Here is a 20,188-nt window from a genome sequence, read left to right as displayed (position 1 = left end):
CCTTCCTAACACTATATGAAAAAAAAGAAAAATTCATCACACAAAAACAGCGCCTAAGCTTTATCTAGCCTAGGCGCTGTTTTATCCTTTTATTGTTTTTCAATATACCTCAAAACCATCTTTTTAAATTCAACCGCACTAAATGGCTTTAAAAGACAGCCATCAATTCCTTTACCTTTCTTCACCAACTCATGATCTATAAGCGTTGCCGTCAATGCAACAATTGGATAGCTTCCTTTTAATTTCTCACGAATATACTGGGCAGCATCATATCCATTCATTTTAGGCATATGAATATCCATTAAAATCAAATCATAATAATCCACTTCATGATTTTTACACATTTCAATTGCTTGCTGACCATCTTTCGCCCATTCATATTGAATTCCTAACTCAGCAAGTAACATCCCTGCAATTTCCGCATTAATATCATTATCCTCTACCAATAAGACATGTGCTGGCTTCGGTTCTTTGACTAAAATCTCTGAATGAGTTTCACAATCCAGCTCTTCCCTATTTTTCATCTTTTCTAATCTAACCGTAAATCTAAAGTCAGAACCACTTCCCAACTCACTTTCCACCCAAATATTTCCGTTCATAAGTTTAACAAAACAGTTGCAAATACTAAGACCTAATCCCGTTCCTTCATATGCCTTGGTCATTGCTTCTTCTACTTGCTCAAAAGGAAGAAATAACCTGCGCTTATTGTCCTGCGCAATCCCAATTCCCGTATCTTTTATACTAAATAAAAACTCAATATCCGTAGAATTTTCCGATAACTTTTTCACTGAGAGTTCAATACTTCCTACCTCTGTAAACTTATATGCATTATTTACAATATTCACAATAATCTGCAGTAACCGCTGCTTGTCCCCCAAAACGTCCATATCTTCTTCGATATGATTTACAATCTTCCATTCCAAATTTTTCGCATGTATACGAGAAGAAAAGATATCATCTATCATTTGGACTACTTCACGAATGGTAAACTTTTGCTTATGTAATTTTAATTTACCCTCACGTATCTTTGATAGATCTAAGATATCATTGATAATTCCCAGTAATAGCGTCGTGGAGATTTCTATCTTTTGAATATAATTGCTCTGTTCCCTTGTCAATTCCGTTTTCTTTAAGAAATATGTCATCCCTACAATTACATTCATCGGCGTTCGAATTTCGTGTGAAAAATTTGCAATAAATTCATCCTTAACTTTCAATTGAGAATTAGACTCTTTTAATCGTTTTTTTGCAATACTCGCAAAATATTTTTCTTCCATATAACGTTTATTAAAAAAATAAAAATAAGTAATCGCAAGTATTACAAACAAAATTAAGGCAAACCCTACAGCAGTTGTCATAAGGAGTACTTTATTTGCCTTTTGCATCACCTTTTCAACTGGCGAAATAATCAAAATACACCACCCATTCGTATTTTTGATTGGTGCAATTCCAGTTATTTTATCTATTTCACTTACAACATATTCTCCCGAACCGGCCTTTCCAGAATGAATTAAATCATAAAGCTTTTCATATTGCTCACGATCCGTTTTTTCATATATTTCCATAAAGAAATTCATATTATTTTTTATTTTTTCACTATCATTAGCAATAATCATTCCATTTTTCTCTAAAATTAAAGTTTCCCTATTTTCTCCATTATAGATATCCATAACTAAATCAATTAATTTTTCCGTTTTATCCGTGCCAAAAACAACGCCTGCAAATTTGTCATCTTCATATATTGGCGAAGCAAAAACTACAATATTTTTTTCTTCGCCAAAGTTATCCACGATACTATCAGAAATATTTGATTTACCATCTTTCGCTCTTTGAAAATATACCTGATTTCCAATATAATCCATTCGACCGTCATCTAAAACCGCATTTCCATCTTCATCACTAATACCGATGTGAACAAATCCAGCATTACCAAATTCCTGCGTAATCTCAGCAATTTTTTGATTCAAATTCATCTTTGAATCTTTGTTAATCTCAAAATCTGAAATCGATCTTAAAATCTCTAATCGTCCAGTCATTTTATTATCAACTGCAACTGCACTATGCTCTGCTACCTCCGTTAAAGATTCCTCGATTTCATCTAGCAATAAGTTTTGGATACTTTTTATAAAAAATGAGCCCATCAATAGCATTGCAACTAAAATACCACTTATCACAGCAATATATTCTACTCGTCTGCGTTTCGTTACGGCCATCGTATTTCTCCAATACTACAAATTTCTTTTTCTTATTTTACCACGTATATTTCATACTGAAAATAATAAGCAGGTGTTGTAAAATAAAATTTTACAACACCTGCTTCCGATTTATCCAGAGTCTGATGCCCCCTATTTTTCTTACCAAGCCGGCTTTATTTATACATTCACAAACCAGCTCGCAATCCAACCTGTAGTCTCTCCACCATCCATCACAACTTTGTACCATCCAAAAGCCTGTTCTTTTACCTTTAACTCATCACCTTTATTAAGCTTCTTAATGGATGGATAATTTGTCCCCGGACCCGTACGTAGATTTACCCGATTTGCGGTAACCGTTCCTTCCATTCCACTTACAGATTGCGATGTTCCTGCTTCTGGCTGAATTGGTTCTACATTTTGTACAAATGGAGGCAATGGAGGCTGCATCTGACAACATTCACTACCCGCACTTTGATTTGCAGTACTGCTCGATTGCGCTAAATCAGCGGCTGACGCCATATTACTCGCACTCATTGAAGCACTCGTACTCGTAGTTGTGCAATCTTCGTCTAAAGATGATAGCACCTTTACATCCATTTGCGTAACCGTTGTTACTCGCGTCCAGAATTTCAAAACAAGTGTCACATGAACTTTACGCGGTTCACATTCGTTAAAATCATAATCAATATATTCCACATTACAGTCTGCAGTGGCCTGCATTCCCGGCATTGCACCTTCAACATCAATATCACGAGTAAATTTAATATGCTTTTTCTCAAAAGCATGCACTGGTTCGTTTGGAAGATCCGCCACATACATGACTTTCACTTCCAACTCACCTCGTACAATAACTTTATTGCATATTACATCAATACTGCTGATTTTTACGTCTTTTACATACACATCAACAACCTGATGAATATCAGGTTTCTGACTTGGCACGATCATATCGCCTTCCACTACTTTTTGACGCATTTCTGCTGCAAGCACCTGTTCTACTTCTATTTTTTCCATCCCGCCTTGCTCAACATTTTCACCCATAGTTTCGCCAGTCTGCGACGTCATTACCCCTACAGCCGTAGCAAAAGTAGCCGTAGTTGTTGACCCTTGCCCCTGCCTAATATTATCGTCCATTTTTCCCCCTCCTTTCTCCATAAGCCAATCTTATCCTTTTGGTTTATTTGGTAATTCTGGTTGCGGTACAGTTCCCGCATTAATTTGAACTTCGCGATCCACAATAACTTTTGCTACCACTTTAAGTACTACCGATACATCAAACTCACGACAAGACATTTCAGTGGATGGACCTGGGAATGGAACTTTCACTTGACAAGGATCCACACATGGTGGTTTTGGTGGTTGGCATGGATTCATTGGCGGACACGGATTCATTGACGGACATGGATTCATTGACGGGCACGGATTCATCGGCGGTTTTGGCGGCTTGCACATATGGTCACAAGGTGGTTTTGGTTTATGAGGTGGTTTTAACGGCATGCATAGTGAATCACAGCTATCTTTGCAGCAACTATCTGCACAACTATCGTCACAACCATGATATTTATATTTATACGCACGCGTCATCATTGGCACATCATAATCTACAAATTCTACAACAACATTTGCATCTGCATCCATACCCTTTCTTGCCCCTGGAATATCAAGATCAACCGTCCATTTACAGTGTTTGAGTTCTACTGCATGCACAGGTTTATCTGGTAAGTTAGCAACATAAATTGCCTTTACCTCATACTCCCCTCTTACAATAACCTTATTCGTAATTACATCAACAGCATTTACTTCAACATTCTTTACAAAAACATCAACAATCTGTTCAACTGCCGGCTTTCCTTCTGGCAACCAAATACGAATATCCATTGCTTTTTGTTTCTCTTTTTCACCAAGTACCTGCCGAACTACAATTGTTTGTGCACCTGCTCTGGTAGCATCTATTAAAGAATCCGGCATATAATGGCGTTTTTTTTCATCGTTCACTCAGCTTCACCCCTTTTAGCTTTTCTATTTATATATATGTGAAAAGCTAAAATTATGTGAAAAAAATGATGTTCGTACAAGAAAAATTTTTCCAATACTTACATCATCTTTTTATCCGACGACGAACGGGGTCATCTATCGAAATAAGCGATTCACACAAAATCAAAGATTTTGCTTCTCTGCTTATAATACCCCCGCCTATTTAGGCGGAAGTAAAGACCTCTTAAGCCCCTGGATTACGTGTCTGGTTTCAGTAGGGGTTAAAACTGCTACTGAAACAGCCATGTTTATCTCTTCTTATTTATATTCACCCAATAAAAGATTTGTTACATACGGAGTCAAGCGCATTTTTATTTTCTCTTGCAAAATTTATTGCCTGCTTCGGGCATTTTGCTATACAACGTCCACATTTTAAACAATCTCGATTTTTCAATCCATCACGATCGCCTTTTGCTTGATAAACCTTAATTTCCAATGGGCATTCATTCGTACAAACTTTACACTCCACACACTCATCACTAACAAAAATCTTTTCAAAAGCATTTGACTTTGTTTTCTTTTTCGGTGAAACCCAGTAAGACAAAGTTCCCATTGGACAAAAGCTACACCATGTTCTAGGGCGGTAAATGATTCCCAAGAAAATCCCAACAACGGTTGTAACAAAAACAATTCGCCAAAAAACTGCGCCCATTTGAGCTAAATCGCCCCACGCATTATCCATCTGAATACCAAATACCATAAAGATAAAAATTACCATAAACATGCGAAACCATTGTCTACGAAATATAGCAGGAATGCTCCGGGCATGTGAAAACTTTCCGATCCATTCATCATAAAAGTTCCCCCTCGGGCAATAATGCCCGCACCAATAACGCCCGCGCTTAACCGCCATGATAACTGGCCCCACCATACAAAACAACGCTAAGAATCCAACGATTGGATAAAAATATCCAACCGCTAAAAATATCAATAAAATTTTATACATACTCACTCATCCTTAAAATAATCTTCTGCATTATCCTATCAAAATCATTGACAGATTACTGTGATTAAATCACTAAACCACGCAATCTTAAATTTAATAGTTATTTTCATCACGAGAAAATAACTCTGTTTTCCCTTCATAAAATTCCTTATAATTGCCCGCGATAGAGTAGACGAAATTGATATAAGCAACTGCCTATTCTTTTGATTAAATAAAACAATTTTACTTATATTCTGCAAAAGAGTACTCTATAACTGTAAACAAAACATCCGTAAATTTTACAGGAAGGAAGTCTTACCATGAAAAAAATACAACATATTCTCGTCCCAATTGATGCCTCCGCACACTCAATAAACGCGCTTGAGCAGGCAATTGGCCTAGCTTAAAATCAATCAAACTTTTCTTTTTATATATTACAAATATTCAAAAGATCTCTGTAGATTCTTATTTACTAAATGAAATTTTAAAATCACATCATCACATGGGAGAAAACATCCTTAAAAATGCCAAAGAAAAAGTTCCTAGCGGAATTGATGCGAAAACATATTTAGAAGAAGGAACTCCATCTACAACAATTGTTAACTTTGCAAAGAAAAACAATGTTGATTTAATTATCATGGGAACGCGCGGATTAGGCAGTATACAAAGCGCATTGCTTGGAAGCGTCAGCCAGGACGTTATCCATTACAATAGATATCTCACCTCTATTTCTACTTAAAATAAAAACGCGACGAATTGTGTTAAAAAGTACAATTCGTCGCGTTTTGTATTTAAATTCTAACTATTTTCTTATGATAAAATAATTTCACATTTAAAGTTTTATATCACCATACTTACTCTTGGACAACTACAGTCTTCCCTTTTTGCTTACTCTGAGGTATCGCAAAACGTTCCGAAAGCGAAAAAATCACTAAAGCCGCCCAAATAAAGCTAAATGCAATCATATGTGTCCAGTTAAAAACCTCTTTAAATAAAAACACCCCGAGGAAAAGTGTAATTGTCGGGCCAATGTATTGTAAGAAGCCCAAGACATTTAGAGGTAAAAGATTTGCCCCCTGTGAAAAAAGAATTAACGGTGTTGCCGTTACAATCCCAGCACCAATTAAGAATAAAGTAAGTGTCCAATTCATACTACCAAAATGACTTGCACCACTCAACCAAAGATACCCTATATAAACTAAGGCTAGGGGCATTACCAATAAGGTTTCCAACGTAATACTCGTAATTGGATCAATCATCATTTTCTTTTTTAATGCCCCATAAGTTGCAAAAGACATTGCCAAGATCACAGAGATCCAGGGTACTTGTCCAAACTGCCACGTCATAATCACAATCCCAATAAAAGCTAAAACGATACTAATTTTTTTCCCCAGAACCAGCTTCTCATGAAATATAACCATTCCCAATAGAACACTCATCAAGGGAGTGATATAATAACCTATACTTGTTTCAATAACATGATCGTGATTCACTGCCCAAATATAAGTCAGCCAATTTACACTAATCAGTAAAGAAGCACTTAGTAATAACTGTTTCCGCTTTTTATCTTTCCAAATCTCTTTACAATCCATGACAAATTTCTTGCCTCTGCGAAAAAGAAAAATAACTGCTAACATAAAAATAAACGACCAACAAATTCGATGCGCCAAAATTTCATAAGCAGAAGCATCCTGTAACAGCTTCCAATATATAGGCAATATTCCCCACATAAAGCAAGCTCCAATGGCTGCTGCCATTCCTATTTGTCTATTTTTTTCTTCCTGCACCTTACATCCCCCAAATATTACTTTGTTTTAGATTTTTTATTATACCATAATAAATTAGTAAACGTTATTCATCTTTTCATAAATTCCTATACAACCATCTGAGCTATGACTACACACTCCGCATTTCACTTATGTTATAATGAAGTCACATTTATATAGTCTATGACTTATCTATAGGAACTTTTTTAGGGGGAACAAAATGAAAAAAATAATGTTTATCTGTCATGGGAATATTTGCCGTTCTCCAATGGCAGAATTCGTGATGAAGGACTTAGTAAAAAAGGCAGGCTGCGAAAAAGATTTTTTTATTGTGTCATCAGCAACTAGCCGAGAAGAAATCGGCAACGATATTCATATCGGCACACAGAAAAAACTTCGTCAAATGCAAATTCATTTTTCATCTAGACAAGCAGTGCAAGTGACAAAAAAAGATTATGCTATGTACGATTACCTTATTGTTATGGATCAGCAAAACTTAAAAAATCTTGAACGAATTATCGGAAAAGATGTCCAGAATAAGGTTCATTTATTACTTTCTTTTGCAAGAGAAGAGCGTAGTATCGCCGATCCATGGTACACTGGAAATTTTGACCGCACCTATGAAGATGTTTTATGTGGATGTCAATCTCTACTTGATCAGCTTCGCCAATTAAAGTAAGCAATTAATCTCAATATAAAAGTTTAAGTTACTCTAAAGCCTAGCCGTTCTTATTTAGAACATAACCGTTTTGAAATTTTACAAGCGAATTATATACAAGATAAAATACGGCTTAAAATAGTCCGTTTAACTATTTTAAGCCGTATTTTTAACCGTATGGGGTTTTCGGCAAACCTAGCCTAAATTTCCCTCTCGTTTCAATTCCGCCTACACCTTGCACTCCTGTTACTGAAGCTGTAATTGCATCACAAACATCCACCGTTCGATTAATTGGTGTAAATGCTACTTTCTCAGCAATGAATACTGGATCATATGCATGGATGAAAATGCGAATCGGGGATGAAGCAAAATTCGCGCCTGCGGCTAAAATTGCCTCAAAATGCGATTGACACGCGCCAGCAAAAATAACTAAATCATCACGATTTGGTTCTACCATTCGCGCTTGCTTTACCGATTCTACAAAGTATGCTGAATGCCGATAATTTTTAATATCTTTTAAATCCTTTTTCCCTCCACCAATCAAGGCATCATGGCCAGTTAAAACTAAAATATCGGGGCGGTATTGCTCCACCAATTTAGCAATATGCAATGGTTGCTTTACTTCTTCAATACACTTTCCGACAGCTTCCATATTTAATTGTTTATAAGTTTTTAAACACATCCTTAAGTATTCCTCATCGCCATCGATATGCAATACTCGCCCCGGAATCTCAAAAAAACTTACTTTTTTCTCTGATCCGCGGAAAAGAGAATTTTTTCTTCTCTCGCCTTTTCTTCTATCAAAAGCTCTTTCTAATCCTGATTGCTGAATTTTTTCCATATTTACAACTTCATTACGCAGATTTTCTGCACTAATTTGTTCTAAATCATGAATCGGTGCATCGGCAACCAGACGCATATGCATGCCTTTTAGTACACATTTATCTTTATCATTTTCATCACGATTAATATCTATTACTTTAAAAATAATATCTTTATCATGCGATTTTCTAACAACTAAATCCCCCACATTTATTACCGCCACACTCCGCACCCCCTCGTTACTACATTCTATGCAAAGGGCGAATCTTTGGTACTCATCATTTATATTCTTCCATTTGTAGCAACTGAGTTAACGTATCCATATACTGTTACGAGTCAGTTACTGTGATTAACGAGGTGAAATACTATGATTTGTGCCATTGTCCCAGCAAAAAATGAGTCTGGGCGAATTATGACAGTATTGCAAAATCTGGCATTACTGCCGATTGATCATATTATTCTCATTACAAACGGCTGTCGTGATTCTACCGTTTATCAATCTTTACAGCTAAGAATTCCTAAGCTTCAACTTATCTATTTTTATGAACCTCTTGGCATCGATGTTCCACGATCTATTGGTGCTAAAGTCGCCCAATCCTTAGGAAGCGATGTTGTTGTTTTTGTTGATGGTGACATGGTTGGCACGTTTGGGAAAAATTTAATAGAACTAATCGATGCAGTTTTAGTAGATAAAGTGGATATGGCATTAACGAATTGCTATCCATTGCCGCCTAGACATATTGAAAAATGCAATCCCACTTTTAAATGGCGCTCTCTTCTAAATCAGACATTAAATTTAGAAAATAAAATTCAATTATCCAATCCAGCACATGGTCCACATGCCATTTCAAAAAAACTACTAAATACAATATCTCTACAAGAATTTGCAATTCCACCAGTCACTCTATCCTTGGCAAAAATACACAATCTAAAAATAGCCATTGGCACAACAATCCCCCATTATATTCTTGGTTCATCTGTCAAAGGATCCGTCCACGCCAACAAGATTATTGATACAATCGTAGGTGATTGTATAGAAGCAATTACCGTCTACGAAGGAAAGCCACGCAACCGCCAATGGCAAAATAAATCCTATGTTGGCTATCATGCTGAGCGCCGTTTTGATATTCTTGATGAATTTTTAACTCCCGTTTAAGTAAAATGACACAGGAGGAACAAACTTGTTCTTCCTGTGTCATTTTACTTTTTCATCAACGATCTTTTTCTATTTTCAAACCACATTCCTGCATAAGCTTTTTTGCTTCTACATATTGAGCAATTCCCATAGCTACTTTTTTTGCATCCTTCATCGCCCTCACTACAGTTGCCGGCCCGTGCACTACGTCACCACCAGAAAAAACTCCATGTAGCGTTGTCATTCCATAAGGGCGCGATCTAGTTTTTACAAAGCCCCCCTCATCTACTTCAATCCCTTTCGTCGTTGATATAATCCGAGCAGCTGGTCGTTGACCGATCGCAATCACAATCTTATCCGCCTTAATGAAATCATGCACACCCGTACCAGTTAATTTTGCATTTTCATCAAAATGCAAAATTTCACATTGCAATCCACGTACTTTAATTGAACCTAAAAATTTCGTTGGCTGGCGAAGTGATCTAAACTTTACGCCTTCCGCTTTTGCGGCTTCTACTTCAGACTCTAGTGCCGCCACTTTATCTTCTGCTTCACGACAAACTACAGTAACACTCGCAGCACCTTCACGTATTGCACTTCGCCCCGCATCCATCGCAACATTACCAGCTCCAATAATCACAACATCATCACCGGACTTTATCGGAACCTCACTTTGATCTACGCTTCCTTGTGTAGCCAAAGAAACCATTTGCAATAAATAAGTTGCCTCTAAAACGCCTACAAGATTCTTTCCATCAATATCTAACGATTTTGCAACTGAATTTCCCGTTGCAATGAATATTGCATCAAAATTTTGTGCAAAAATATCTTGCAACGTCAAATCTTGCCCAACCATAATGTTATTAATAAACTCTACACCTAATCTACGAATTCTTTTTATTTCTCGCCTTACTACTTCCTTTGCCAAGCGGAATTCTGGGATTCCATACATTAAAACCCCACCAGGCTCTTCTTGAGCATCAAAAACTGTAATCTTATAACCTTTTTTCGCCAAATCACCGGCAACAGTAAGCCCAGCTGGTCCAGATCCAATAATCGCAACTTTACCTTTAGTATCTACAGGCTTAGGTGGTGGCGTTAGCTCGAAATCTGCATCCACGTCTGCAATAAAACGTTCCAACTTACCAATCTTAATACCTTCACCTTTTCGATTTAATATGCAAGCACCTTCACATTGCTTTTCGTGTGGACAAACTCTTCCGCACACTGCTGGCAAATTACTTCGCCTCGCGATTACAGCGCTGGCCTCGCCAATATTTCCATTTGCTAACTCCTTAATAAATTCAGGAATTTCATTTTCAATTGGACATCCAGTACGACAGAGTGGTTTTGCACAGTTTAGACAACGTTTTGCTTCATGAATTGCTTCTCTTAATGTAAATCCCCTTGGGTCGTGTGTTTCCATAATCTCATCTGAATAAAAATCACTATCCATACGATATTCCCCGCTTCCCAATACTATCATATCCATTGCGATGATTCTTAATCGCCGTTTAAACTATCTTTTTATTATATCATTCTCTATATAAAAATACATCTTTTCCCAATAAGTTAAAAAATGAACTTATTTATCACTGACTAAACTTTACTTAACGAGATTTATTCTATATGATATAAAAATAAATCGAAAATATAGGAGTTGATCTATTTATGACAAATGAAGAATTTCATGAACTCGTTCATCTCGTAATTGACAGTCCTGCAAATCCACCACATTCACTATTTGACGGCGGAATGGATAACTGGCACGCAAGAGCGAGGCTTGCTCATTTTTTAGCAATGCCCCAATTTGATAAGCAAGCAACAGCGATAGAGTTATTTAAGTCTATTGTCGAAGCGGAAGTAGATGAGGAAAACCGAGAAGCAGTAGAAGAAAAAGTTTTTGCGCTGCAACGCTTAAGTTCCTGTTTGCGCGAACAAAAAGATAAGCTGGATGACGCACTCTACTATATCAATATAGCAATTGAATTAGCCGAAAGCACGGATTTCCTTTATAAATACGTTCTGCGTGGTGAACTTTGGGCAGATCGCTGGATTACACTTCACCAAATGCAGCGTACAAATATAGCTTTAGCTGAAGCTGATGAAAAAATTGAAATATATGAATCTATTCCAGTTCATCAAAACAGTTATCTATATCATGCATATCGCTTCAAAGCTCAAATTGCGGCACATAGCTCTACAGCTCTAATTATGAAAGACTATATGCATAAAGCCTTATCCTTTATGGAAATAAAAGAAGAATATAAAGAAGCTCTTGAAGTTGCTTTTTCCGCCGATCATGATAATGCACCTTGGATTTTAAGCGAAATTGATAAAGCAACACCACCACTTGATTCTATTGCTTGGGATATATAAAAAGGACAGCGATCTAAATCGCTGTCCTTTTTATCCTACTTTATTCTTTTGGGAGAACTTCTTTTATCCGTGAAAATACCAATTCTGCATTTTTCCAAAAAACCAGCTCATGATACTCTACCGGAATAATCCGCCAAATCAATGAAATATAAGCCTTCATTGATACTAGCGGCCAATCAGAGCCATAGATAAACTTCTCATAGTTTCCCAAATAAGTCATCCACATCTTCATATGATTTACATAATCTTCATAATGCTGCATAAACCAATTCACATTAAATATACCTTCTGCAAGACCCGATAAATCTACATAGACATTTTCATTTTTTCGCGCAACTTCTGTTGCATCAGCAATCCACGGATTTCCATAATGCGCCATAACAAAACGAACTCGTGGAAAATTTACTGCTACTTCATCCACAGTAAGCGGATGCGCATACTTAAGCAATGCTTTTGAATTCGCTGTATCTCCTGTATGAATAACAACCGGAACGTCATGGGCTTCTGCCATCTCATAAAACGGATGATAAATTTCATCATTTACATAAAAATGCTGATATCCTGCATATACTTTAATGCCAACTGTAGTTTTCTCATTCAGCATCCGCTCAAAAGCATCTAACGTATCATTCAAAGTCTCCTTGCGAATTGCCGCTGTATCTATCCCTAAACATTGTACCAAAAACGGAGGTAACCCTTCCTTTCCAAGCGTGAGCGGTTTACTTATCCCGTCTGCAGGGTCTTTCCCATCGACGCCCATTCCAATCCCCAATACAATATTACTTTGCTGAAAAATCATTTCTAAATGTTCCAATGTAACTATATGTTCAGAATTTTTCGCCGCGTTTACAAAATGCTCACTATTTGAAAAATGGATATGTGAATCAATAATTTTCATTCGTACATTTACCTCCTTGTAAATTAGGTATCAATTCTTTTGCCGCTACTTAAAAAAGGTTTACTCTCTAACCTATTCAAAAGTTCGTCTAACTGTATTTCAACTTATTTTTAACGTTTACCGATTTTCATTACAGTGATTTTCCCATTTATAATCATACCATACAATATACTCGACGGTAAATCTAACATTTCTGAAACTGCATCTACGTTATATGCTCTTTTTCTCATAGAGGTGCTAGGCTGATTTTTTCGCCTTCTGCTACTATTATGTCTATTGAATGTATATTTTGAAAAATACCCATACAAAGCAAAAAGGGATTATATGGAACGACGGCGAAACAATGATAATGAAGCATATAGAAACACAGTTTAGCATAGAAAATCATTAAAACCAAAAGAATTTAATAAGGAGATGTTTACAATGAAAAAGTTAAGAGTATGTCATGTTCCACCAACAGCATGTAACCCATTTATTATTGATGTCGCTAATTTGAAAGAAGCAAAAAAAATTATGGATACATTAGCAGAATATGATAAATTTCAATATGAAAACAATTTACCCCAAAATTCCTCCAGCACATCCACCTTAGAGGAATACAGTGAATGTGAAAAAAAATGGATTGACTGGTGCGACGAGGAATCAGGTATAGATCACATTGAGGAATATTTTAAATACTTAGAACACAAACATGACTAGGATTATTCCTAGTCTTTTCTTCGCATAAAAATAAGTGTCATAGAATCAACCTAGTTATGATTCTCGACGGTATTATGGGATGATATCTAAAACCATGTCTTCCTCTACATATTATCAATGATAAATAACCATACTTTGTTTAACTCATATTGGATAATAAAAGCAAGGGCTGTTGTAGTCGCGAAAAATATTCGCTACTGCAACAGCCCTATTTTTACCCTTTAATCGCATTTGCAATTGCAGCAAACTCTTCAAGCGACAATGTTTCCCCGCGCCGATTTCCATCAATACCAGATACCTCTAGTGCATTTTTTACTACTTCCACACCAAGTCCCATTGTCTTTAATGCATTATTTAAGGTTTTGCGCCGCTGTGAAAAACCAGCTTTCACCGTACGGAAAAACATTTTTTCATTGACAACATCTACAGCTGGTTTTTCCCTCACATCACAACAAATGACCACCGAATCCACCGCCGGTGACGGGATAAAAGATTTTGGCGGAACATCCAGAATAATTTTCGGCTCCGTATAATATTGTACAGCAACAGATAATGCACCATAATCTTTTGTCCCGGGCTTTGCCACCATGCGCTCTGCTACTTCCTTTTGTACCATTGTAACTAATTTTTTTACCGGTAAATGTTGCTCTAACAGTGCCATAATAATTGGTGTCGTAATATAATATGGTAGATTAGCTACGACCTTAAAGCTCTCACTTTTAACGATTTCACGAATGTTTACTTTTAAAATATCCCCATGCACAATGCGTACATTCTCATATCCTTCTAACGTCTTTGCCAAAACATCTGGCAATCGGCTATCTAATTCAACAGCAACCACATTTGCTTTTGCCTCTGCTAATCCTTGCGTAAGCGTTCCAATACCTGGGCCAACCTCTAAAACTGTTTCCCCCTCTTGAATATCGGCTGCTGCCACAATTCCCTGAACAATCCCTTCATCAATAAGAAAGTTCTGTCCTAATTTTCTACTCATATGAATATCAAATGTTTTTAAAATATGACGCGTTACCTCGCGTTTTGCAATTATCGGCTGAATCATTCAGTCACATTCTCCTCTGCATTTTGTTTTAATATTTGTATTGCTTGTTCAAACTCCATTCTCGTTACTCCATAATGATTTAATCGATTTAAAAATGTTTTAGCGTTAGCGAATCCAATTCCTAAAATTGCACCAAGATCTGCCCGCCTTATCGATGCGGAGGGACTCCCGCTCAAGCCATTTAACACTAAATCTTGGCTTGTAAAAGCCTTTGTCGGTGTCCATTCTAAATACCGCACTTTATCCAAAGCTTTTTTTATTGCTTCCGGCGACGCCTGCTCAATTCCCACATCATCATTTGCTGTCGCATCGCATTTAGGAACAAACGCATGCTTCGCCTCCGGAAAACGTTCACTCAAATACTTACGAATCCTTTCCCCCGCCCCATCTGGATCCGTAAGGATGATTATTCCACGTTTTTCATATGCACGACGAATATTTTCTATCATAGAAGGTTTTAACGTAAAACCGCCTGTAATTAAACAATCTGCCTCAACCGCTCGATTCACCGCAATTACATCTTGTTTGCCTTCTACTACAATCACTTCTTTTACCATTTTCATTCCTACTTTATTTTAAATTATTATTTATATTATACCGCGATTTTATGAAATTTACGAATCTTTGCTGCATATAATCAAAATAAAGCAAGGCTGCCCAGAGAAAGTAAACTTTCTTTAAAACACCCTTGCACGTTCGGATGAAAAAAACTATCGCAAAATAACCTTTCACGATAGTTTCTCTCTTATATTATTAATCTAAAATATAGACTTTTACAGTTCTTCTACCAAACTGCATTGCTTCACCATAGTCCTCTACACAAAGGTCTATAATATTTCCTTGAATCGCTCCACCGGTATCAGCAGCAAGCGCCATTCCATAGCCTGGTATGTAGAGTCTAGTTCCTAATGGAATTACTTTTGGATCTACAGCAACAATTCCGCGCCTTGCGGCCATTCCAGTTGCAGTTATCCCAGCTCCATTCCCATCCGTTGGGAGGTAGGCAGTCGCTTCCATATGCGCTACTTTTCTAAATCTCATTGTACCACGTGATGTATCTATCGTATCACGTGTACCAACCTTTACAATTTCAGATTTAGCAGGCTTTATGATTTTTTCATTCGTCACGGTTTCAGATGCTTGCTGACCATCGTGATACTCGATCTTCACAGTCACAAGTTTTTCACCGTTTTCACCTTCAGTAATCACTTCTTCATTTCCGGTTTCCATTGTTGGATCCGGTTGACGGATTACTTCATAACTAATTTGTTCTTCACGTTCAATTATTTTTTCTGTTACATCCACTACGTTTATTTCAAGATTTTCTGTAATTTTCGAGTCTACCTGCGGAACTGACTTTGTTGTATCAGCCGCAATACCTAATTCGGCGAGTAATTCGCCCACAGTTGGTTTTCCAGTCATATAAGAAGTGCTTGTACCTTTGTAGGTAACTGTAACGGGCACTGCCCGATACACGAAAATTGTCGTATTTTTTTCTAAAGTTTGAGTCGATAATCTGTATTCATCATTTGGTCCTAAAATAACGCCTGCCTGTTTTAAAATCTGTGAAGGATCAGATCTTAACGTACTTACTTTAATCATTTTACCATCTGCATCAATTTGAACATCTTTTTGTCCATAAATGAAACCTGTTGTCAGTAAAACGACGAGCAATAAAACACTAATAAAGCTGTTTTTTTTGTACAAGAATCTTTCTTTTTTACTCACTCAATTCCCCCTTTTGAAGAACTTGTGCATTATACCACGTAAAATTACCATTGTCAAATAATTCCCTAAAATTTTTCTTTATTAAATTTTTCCTCCATATCTAAATCTTATGCAAATAAGATAAAAATTATGCATAAAAAAGGAGCTGTTTTCCAATTGGTTTCTGCATTATCGTTAATATTTCAATAAATTATATTTTCAAGTACAATAAACACTAAAGATTTTCTTATTTAGTCTCCAAGAAAAATAGTGCTAAAACGCATTTGGTTTTTTATGGAATAAGTCTTAATCCTTCTACAGAAGCACTCGCACTTCCACCATTTGCCCCTTTAGCATCTAATGTTAGAATTATGTATCCGCCAGACATATCTTCTTTTTTAATTCTATAAAGCGTTCTAACCCCATTTTTAGTCGGTGTAATGGAATTTATCGTTTTTTTCAATGCGATTCCACCTTGCCTAATAAAAGTTACACTTTGATTAGGATACCCTTTGAACTCAACCATAATATCTACATATTCTCCATCTAGTTCGGTAGGACAAATTACTTTATTTCGATTGTTCGGATATAAATATTCATTTCCCCCTACCGCTAAGTAAACAAATCTAGCACCAGTTAGAATTGGGGCAGGTCCTGCATTTACAATAGAACCTAAATCTAAATTAAGTATGCATAGCGTTAATAATCCTAAAAATATGCGTGTTAAGAAATCTGGCAATTTCATTTAATCCCCCCTTATGCTTTAAAAATAATTTTTATATTTTTTTAGGATTTCATTTGTAAATTTTCTTTCATCTTAGTACATCTTTTTTTAGAAAGCAATGGTCATTTTATCCGTTGATTAGCCTTACCCAAACTTTGGCTTTTAGGCGAAAATAAAAACCTTATAACGCTGAATAAATTTCAAACGGAGTTAATCTTTCCCCAAATCAAATCTTGCTTATCGAATTCAGTAGCAGGTTATAAAAAATGATCGGAAAGAGAATCTCTTTCCGATCATTTTTTGTAATTATATTAACATAACTGATTTTTCTATAGTTTGATTTGAAATAAATCACATACATTTTGCGTCGTTGCTTTCGCAATCTCTTCAATAGAAACCCCCCGCAAACCAGCAATATGCTCTGCAACAAAGCGAACATAGGCTGGCTCATTACGCTTACCGCGAAATGGTACAGGTGTGAGATATGGACTATCCGTTTCAATAAGCAAACGTTCTAATGGAATCTTTTTCATAATTTCCGGTAGTTTTGCTGCATTTTTAAATGTTACTGGTCCATCGCAACCGATATACCAGCCCATTTTGATCAGCTCTGCTGCCATTTCCATACTGCCGGCAAAACAATGGACTACCCCTATCAACCCTTTTCCTTCACGTTTTAAAATCTCCATCGTTTCGCCATGTGCATCACGATCATGAATCACTATTGGCATATGCGTTTGCCGAGCAACATCAAGTTGTCTGATAAAAACTTCTCTTTGTAGCTCTCGCGGAGATAGGTCATAGTAATAATCCAGCCCAATCTCACCAATTGCCACAACTTTATCTAACCTTGTCCACTGCGCCAGTTGGTCATAGTCAGATACTATAACCTTCTTTGCATCGTGAGGATGCACTCCAACCGTTGCATAAATCATATCATACTGCTGCGTCAGCCCAATTGACCGCGCCGAAGACTCCATATCTGCACCAATATTCACAATATGCGTTACACCATTTTCTTTCGCCCGCGCAATGACCTCTGCACGGTCATCAGTAAATTTTTCATCATCAAGATGAGCATGAGAATCAAAAAACATTTTACTTCACCTTACTACCCACTGGCATATCTACTTCAATTACTTTTAATTTATCATCTATTGATGCTGCAAGAACCATTCCTTTTGAAACAACACCACGAATTTTTGCCGGTTTTAAATTAATCACCATAACAACATTCTTACCAATTAATTCTTCCGGCGTATAGTGCTCAGCAATTCCAGAAATAATTGTTCGTTGTTCATCGCCCAAATCTACGGTAAGCATTAACAATCGATCAGCTTTTTTAACTTTTTCTGCTGCCAATACTTTCACTACACGCAAATGTACTTTACTAAAATCCTCAATGCTAATTTCTTCAGTTACAGCCGGTTCAACAACTACTTTTTCATTCACTGCTGGCTTCACTTCTACCTTTTGAGTTTTTTCTTCTTTTTCTTCTTCAATCCTTGGGAAAAGTTGCTCAGGTTTATTTACTTTCGTACCTACAGGCGTTTTGCCCCAAGATTTTATATCCGCGAATTGAACCTCATCAAATGCTTGAGCAATGCCCAATTGATTCCATATTTTTTCTGCAGTTATCGGCATAAATGGAGCAATTAGCACACTAATTACGCGCAAGCTTTCTACCAAATTATACATCACCGTATTTAAGCGAGATTTTTTTTCTGGATCTTTTGCAAGCGCCCATGGCATCGTTTCATCAATATATTTATTAGTACGGCTAATAAACGCCCATACCAATTTAATCGTTGGGCTAATATCCATTTTATCCATTAACATTTCATATTCAGATACGGTTTTTTTCGCTAAATCAATGAGAGATCCGTCTACTTCATCTGCTTGACCAGGCTCAAGAACAATTCCATCATTAAATCGTGCTACCATGCTAAGTGTACGGTGCAATAAATTTCCTAAATCATTTGCAAGGTCAGAATTAATCCTTTGAATCAATGCATCACGCGAGAAATTGCCATCCATACCAAGGTTTATTTCTCTAAGCAAGAAATAACGAATCGCATCTGCACCAAACTCTTCAATCAATCCAACCGGATCGATAACATTTCCTTTAGATTTTGACATTTTATCGCCTTCTACGATTAACCAACCATGTCCATACACCTTTTTCGGCAATTCAATATCAAGAGCCATTAGAATAATTGGCCAAATAATCGAATGGAAACGAACGATTTCCTTTCCCACTAAATGCAAATCTGCCGGCCAATATTTCTTGAACTTTTCTTCATCTGATAAATAGCCCGCTGCTGTTAAATAGTTGCTAAGTGCATCAAACCATACATAAATAACATGTTTTCCATCAATTGGTACGGGAATTCCCCAGTCAAAAGTTGTACGGGAGATACAAAGATCCTCTAACCCGCCTTTGATGAAGTTAATCATTTCATTACGGCGTGATACCGGTTGAATAAAATCCGGATTATCTTCAATAAATTTTAATAGACGCTCCTGATATTTTGACATACGGAAGAAATAACTTTCTTCCTGAACTGTTTCTACTGGACGACCGCAATCTGGGCATTTTCCATCTACCAATTGACGTTCTAACCAAAACGTTTCACATGGAGTACAATAAAGCCCTTCATATGTACTTTTGTAGATATCGCCTTTTTCATAAATCTTTTTAAAAATTTCTTGTACAACTTTATGATGACGCTCCTCGGTTGTACGAATAAAATCATCATTTGAAATATTCAATCTTACCCACAAATCTTGGAACCCTGCTACAATTTTATCTACATATTGTAATGGCGTAATATTTTGTTCTGCCGCTTTACGTTGAATTTTTTGCCCATGCTCATCGGAACCAGTCAAAAATAATACATCATACCCGCATAAACGCTTATATCTTGCTACAGAGTCTGCAATTGTCGTACAATACGCATGCCCAATATGCAATTTATCACTTGGATAATAAATAGGTGTTGTTATATAAAATGATTTCTTTTCCATAAATGTTAAACCCCTTTCATCGCACTATTCATTTTATCATGTCGGAATTAAAATGACGAATTTTTTTAAAAAATTTATTAAAATTTTTATTCATTTTATTCCTACCATAACTATACAAAATTTACAAAATTTCCATATTTATTCGATAACTAACTCGTT

The 20,188-nt window shown here is 36.5% G+C and carries 19 protein-coding genes; 5 read left to right on the top strand and 14 right to left on the bottom strand.

Annotated elements, in window-relative coordinates; translation table 11 throughout:
* Window positions 1–89 precede the first annotated feature (89 nt).
* The 4 genes from P3F81_RS01030 to P3F81_RS01015 all read right to left on the bottom strand — a co-directional run bounded on the left by P3F81_RS01030 (window position 90) and on the right by P3F81_RS01015 (window position 5,175).
* On the bottom strand, window positions 90–2,213 hold the full coding sequence (locus tag P3F81_RS01030; RefSeq protein ID WP_147667188.1) for a hybrid sensor histidine kinase/response regulator: 2,124 nt from the start codon (window positions 2,211–2,213) through the stop codon (window positions 90–92).
* Window positions 2,214–2,372: 159 nt separating this feature from the next.
* A complete protein-coding gene (locus P3F81_RS01025) occupies window positions 2,373–3,329 on the bottom strand; it encodes an SPOCS domain-containing protein (RefSeq protein WP_309320540.1) in 957 nt (318 codons plus the stop codon).
* 30 nt (window positions 3,330–3,359) lie between these two features.
* Window positions 3,360–4,190, bottom strand: coding sequence for a DUF3794 domain-containing protein (locus P3F81_RS01020; protein ID WP_434064757.1), 831 nt, complete (start codon window positions 4,188–4,190; stop codon window positions 3,360–3,362).
* Between the two features lie 307 nt (window positions 4,191–4,497).
* Window positions 4,498–5,175 carry a 4Fe-4S binding protein gene (locus P3F81_RS01015; protein WP_147667190.1) on the bottom strand — a complete coding sequence of 226 codons (678 nt, stop codon included), beginning with the start codon at window positions 5,173–5,175 and terminating at the stop codon, window positions 4,498–4,500.
* 391 nt (window positions 5,176–5,566) lie between these two features.
* Here P3F81_RS01015 and P3F81_RS01010 point away from each other — a divergent pair, with 391 nt between their 5' ends.
* Window positions 5,567–5,893, top strand: a complete 327-nt coding sequence (locus P3F81_RS01010; protein WP_147667193.1) for a universal stress protein — start codon at window positions 5,567–5,569, stop codon at window positions 5,891–5,893.
* A 115-nt stretch (window positions 5,894–6,008) separates the two neighbouring features.
* Here the strand turns inward: P3F81_RS01010 and rarD are convergent, their stop codons facing one another.
* The gene (rarD, locus tag P3F81_RS01005; protein WP_309320539.1) at window positions 6,009–6,941 is read right to left on the bottom strand and encodes an EamA family transporter RarD; all 933 of its coding nucleotides are present in this window, start codon (window positions 6,939–6,941) and stop codon (window positions 6,009–6,011) included.
* Window positions 6,942–7,140: 199 nt separating this feature from the next.
* On the opposite strand from rarD, the gene P3F81_RS01000 reads away from it, so the two are divergent.
* Entirely contained in the window at window positions 7,141–7,599 is a 459-nt protein-coding gene (locus P3F81_RS01000; RefSeq protein ID WP_147667195.1) for a low molecular weight protein-tyrosine-phosphatase, read from the top strand.
* 148 nt (window positions 7,600–7,747) lie between these two features.
* On the opposite strand, the gene yabG is transcribed toward P3F81_RS01000, so the two are convergent.
* Window positions 7,748–8,623 (bottom strand): sporulation peptidase YabG, encoded by an 876-nt coding sequence (gene yabG, locus P3F81_RS00995; RefSeq protein ID WP_147667197.1) that lies wholly within the window; start codon window positions 8,621–8,623, stop codon window positions 7,748–7,750.
* Window positions 8,624–8,767: 144 nt separating this feature from the next.
* Between yabG and P3F81_RS00990 the strand changes: the two genes are divergently transcribed.
* Window positions 8,768–9,556 (top strand): glycosyltransferase family 2 protein, encoded by a 789-nt coding sequence (locus P3F81_RS00990; RefSeq protein ID WP_147667199.1) that lies wholly within the window; start codon window positions 8,768–8,770, stop codon window positions 9,554–9,556.
* A gap of 55 nt (window positions 9,557–9,611) precedes the next feature.
* On the opposite strand, the gene P3F81_RS00985 is transcribed toward P3F81_RS00990, so the two are convergent.
* On the bottom strand, window positions 9,612–10,991 hold the full coding sequence (locus tag P3F81_RS00985; RefSeq protein WP_147667201.1) for an NAD(P)-dependent oxidoreductase: 1,380 nt from the start codon (window positions 10,989–10,991) through the stop codon (window positions 9,612–9,614).
* Between the two features lie 215 nt (window positions 10,992–11,206).
* Here P3F81_RS00985 and P3F81_RS00980 point away from each other — a divergent pair, with 215 nt between their 5' ends.
* Complete coding sequence (locus P3F81_RS00980; RefSeq protein ID WP_147667203.1) at window positions 11,207–11,914, top strand: tetratricopeptide repeat protein; 708 nt, start codon at window positions 11,207–11,209, stop codon at window positions 11,912–11,914.
* Window positions 11,915–11,954: 40 nt separating this feature from the next.
* Here the strand turns inward: P3F81_RS00980 and P3F81_RS00975 are convergent, their stop codons facing one another.
* Window positions 11,955–12,812, bottom strand: a complete 858-nt coding sequence (locus P3F81_RS00975; protein ID WP_147667205.1) for an amidohydrolase family protein — start codon at window positions 12,810–12,812, stop codon at window positions 11,955–11,957.
* A gap of 423 nt (window positions 12,813–13,235) precedes the next feature.
* Here P3F81_RS00975 and P3F81_RS00970 point away from each other — a divergent pair, with 423 nt between their 5' ends.
* On the top strand, window positions 13,236–13,511 hold the full coding sequence (locus tag P3F81_RS00970) for a hypothetical protein (RefSeq protein ID WP_147667207.1): 276 nt from the start codon (window positions 13,236–13,238) through the stop codon (window positions 13,509–13,511).
* Between the two features lie 214 nt (window positions 13,512–13,725).
* Here P3F81_RS00970 and rsmA read toward each other — a convergent pair whose 3' ends face one another.
* The 6 genes from rsmA to metG form a co-directional block, all read right to left on the bottom strand.
* Window positions 13,726–14,571 carry a 16S rRNA (adenine(1518)-N(6)/adenine(1519)-N(6))-dimethyltransferase RsmA gene (gene rsmA, locus P3F81_RS00965; RefSeq protein WP_147667209.1) on the bottom strand — a complete coding sequence of 282 codons (846 nt, stop codon included), beginning with the start codon at window positions 14,569–14,571 and terminating at the stop codon, window positions 13,726–13,728.
* The gene (gene rnmV, locus P3F81_RS00960) at window positions 14,568–15,128 is read right to left on the bottom strand and encodes a ribonuclease M5 (protein WP_147667211.1); all 561 of its coding nucleotides are present in this window, start codon (window positions 15,126–15,128) and stop codon (window positions 14,568–14,570) included. The genes rsmA and rnmV overlap by 4 nt, the downstream gene beginning before the upstream one ends.
* 196 nt (window positions 15,129–15,324) lie before the next feature.
* Window positions 15,325–16,299 carry a resuscitation-promoting factor gene (locus P3F81_RS00955; RefSeq protein WP_309320538.1) on the bottom strand — a complete coding sequence of 325 codons (975 nt, stop codon included), beginning with the start codon at window positions 16,297–16,299 and terminating at the stop codon, window positions 15,325–15,327.
* A 271-nt stretch (window positions 16,300–16,570) separates the two neighbouring features.
* A complete protein-coding gene (locus tag P3F81_RS00950) occupies window positions 16,571–17,023 on the bottom strand; it encodes a hypothetical protein (protein WP_147667213.1) in 453 nt (150 codons plus the stop codon).
* Between the two features lie 308 nt (window positions 17,024–17,331).
* Window positions 17,332–18,099 carry a TatD family hydrolase gene (locus P3F81_RS00945; RefSeq protein WP_147667215.1) on the bottom strand — a complete coding sequence of 256 codons (768 nt, stop codon included), beginning with the start codon at window positions 18,097–18,099 and terminating at the stop codon, window positions 17,332–17,334.
* Window position 18,100: 1 nt separating this feature from the next.
* Window positions 18,101–20,029 (bottom strand): methionine--tRNA ligase, encoded by a 1,929-nt coding sequence (gene metG / locus P3F81_RS00940; RefSeq protein WP_147667217.1) that lies wholly within the window; start codon window positions 20,027–20,029, stop codon window positions 18,101–18,103.
* Between the last annotated feature and the right edge of the window lie 159 nt (window positions 20,030–20,188).

Origin of the sequence: Selenobaculum gibii, assembly GCF_030273445.1 — a bacterium.
Classification (GTDB): domain Bacteria; phylum Bacillota; class Negativicutes; order ICN-92133; family ICN-92133; genus Selenobaculum; species Selenobaculum gibii.
The sequence above is the reverse complement of the archived record's forward strand: the minus strand, read 5'-3'. Positions and strand labels throughout refer to the sequence as shown.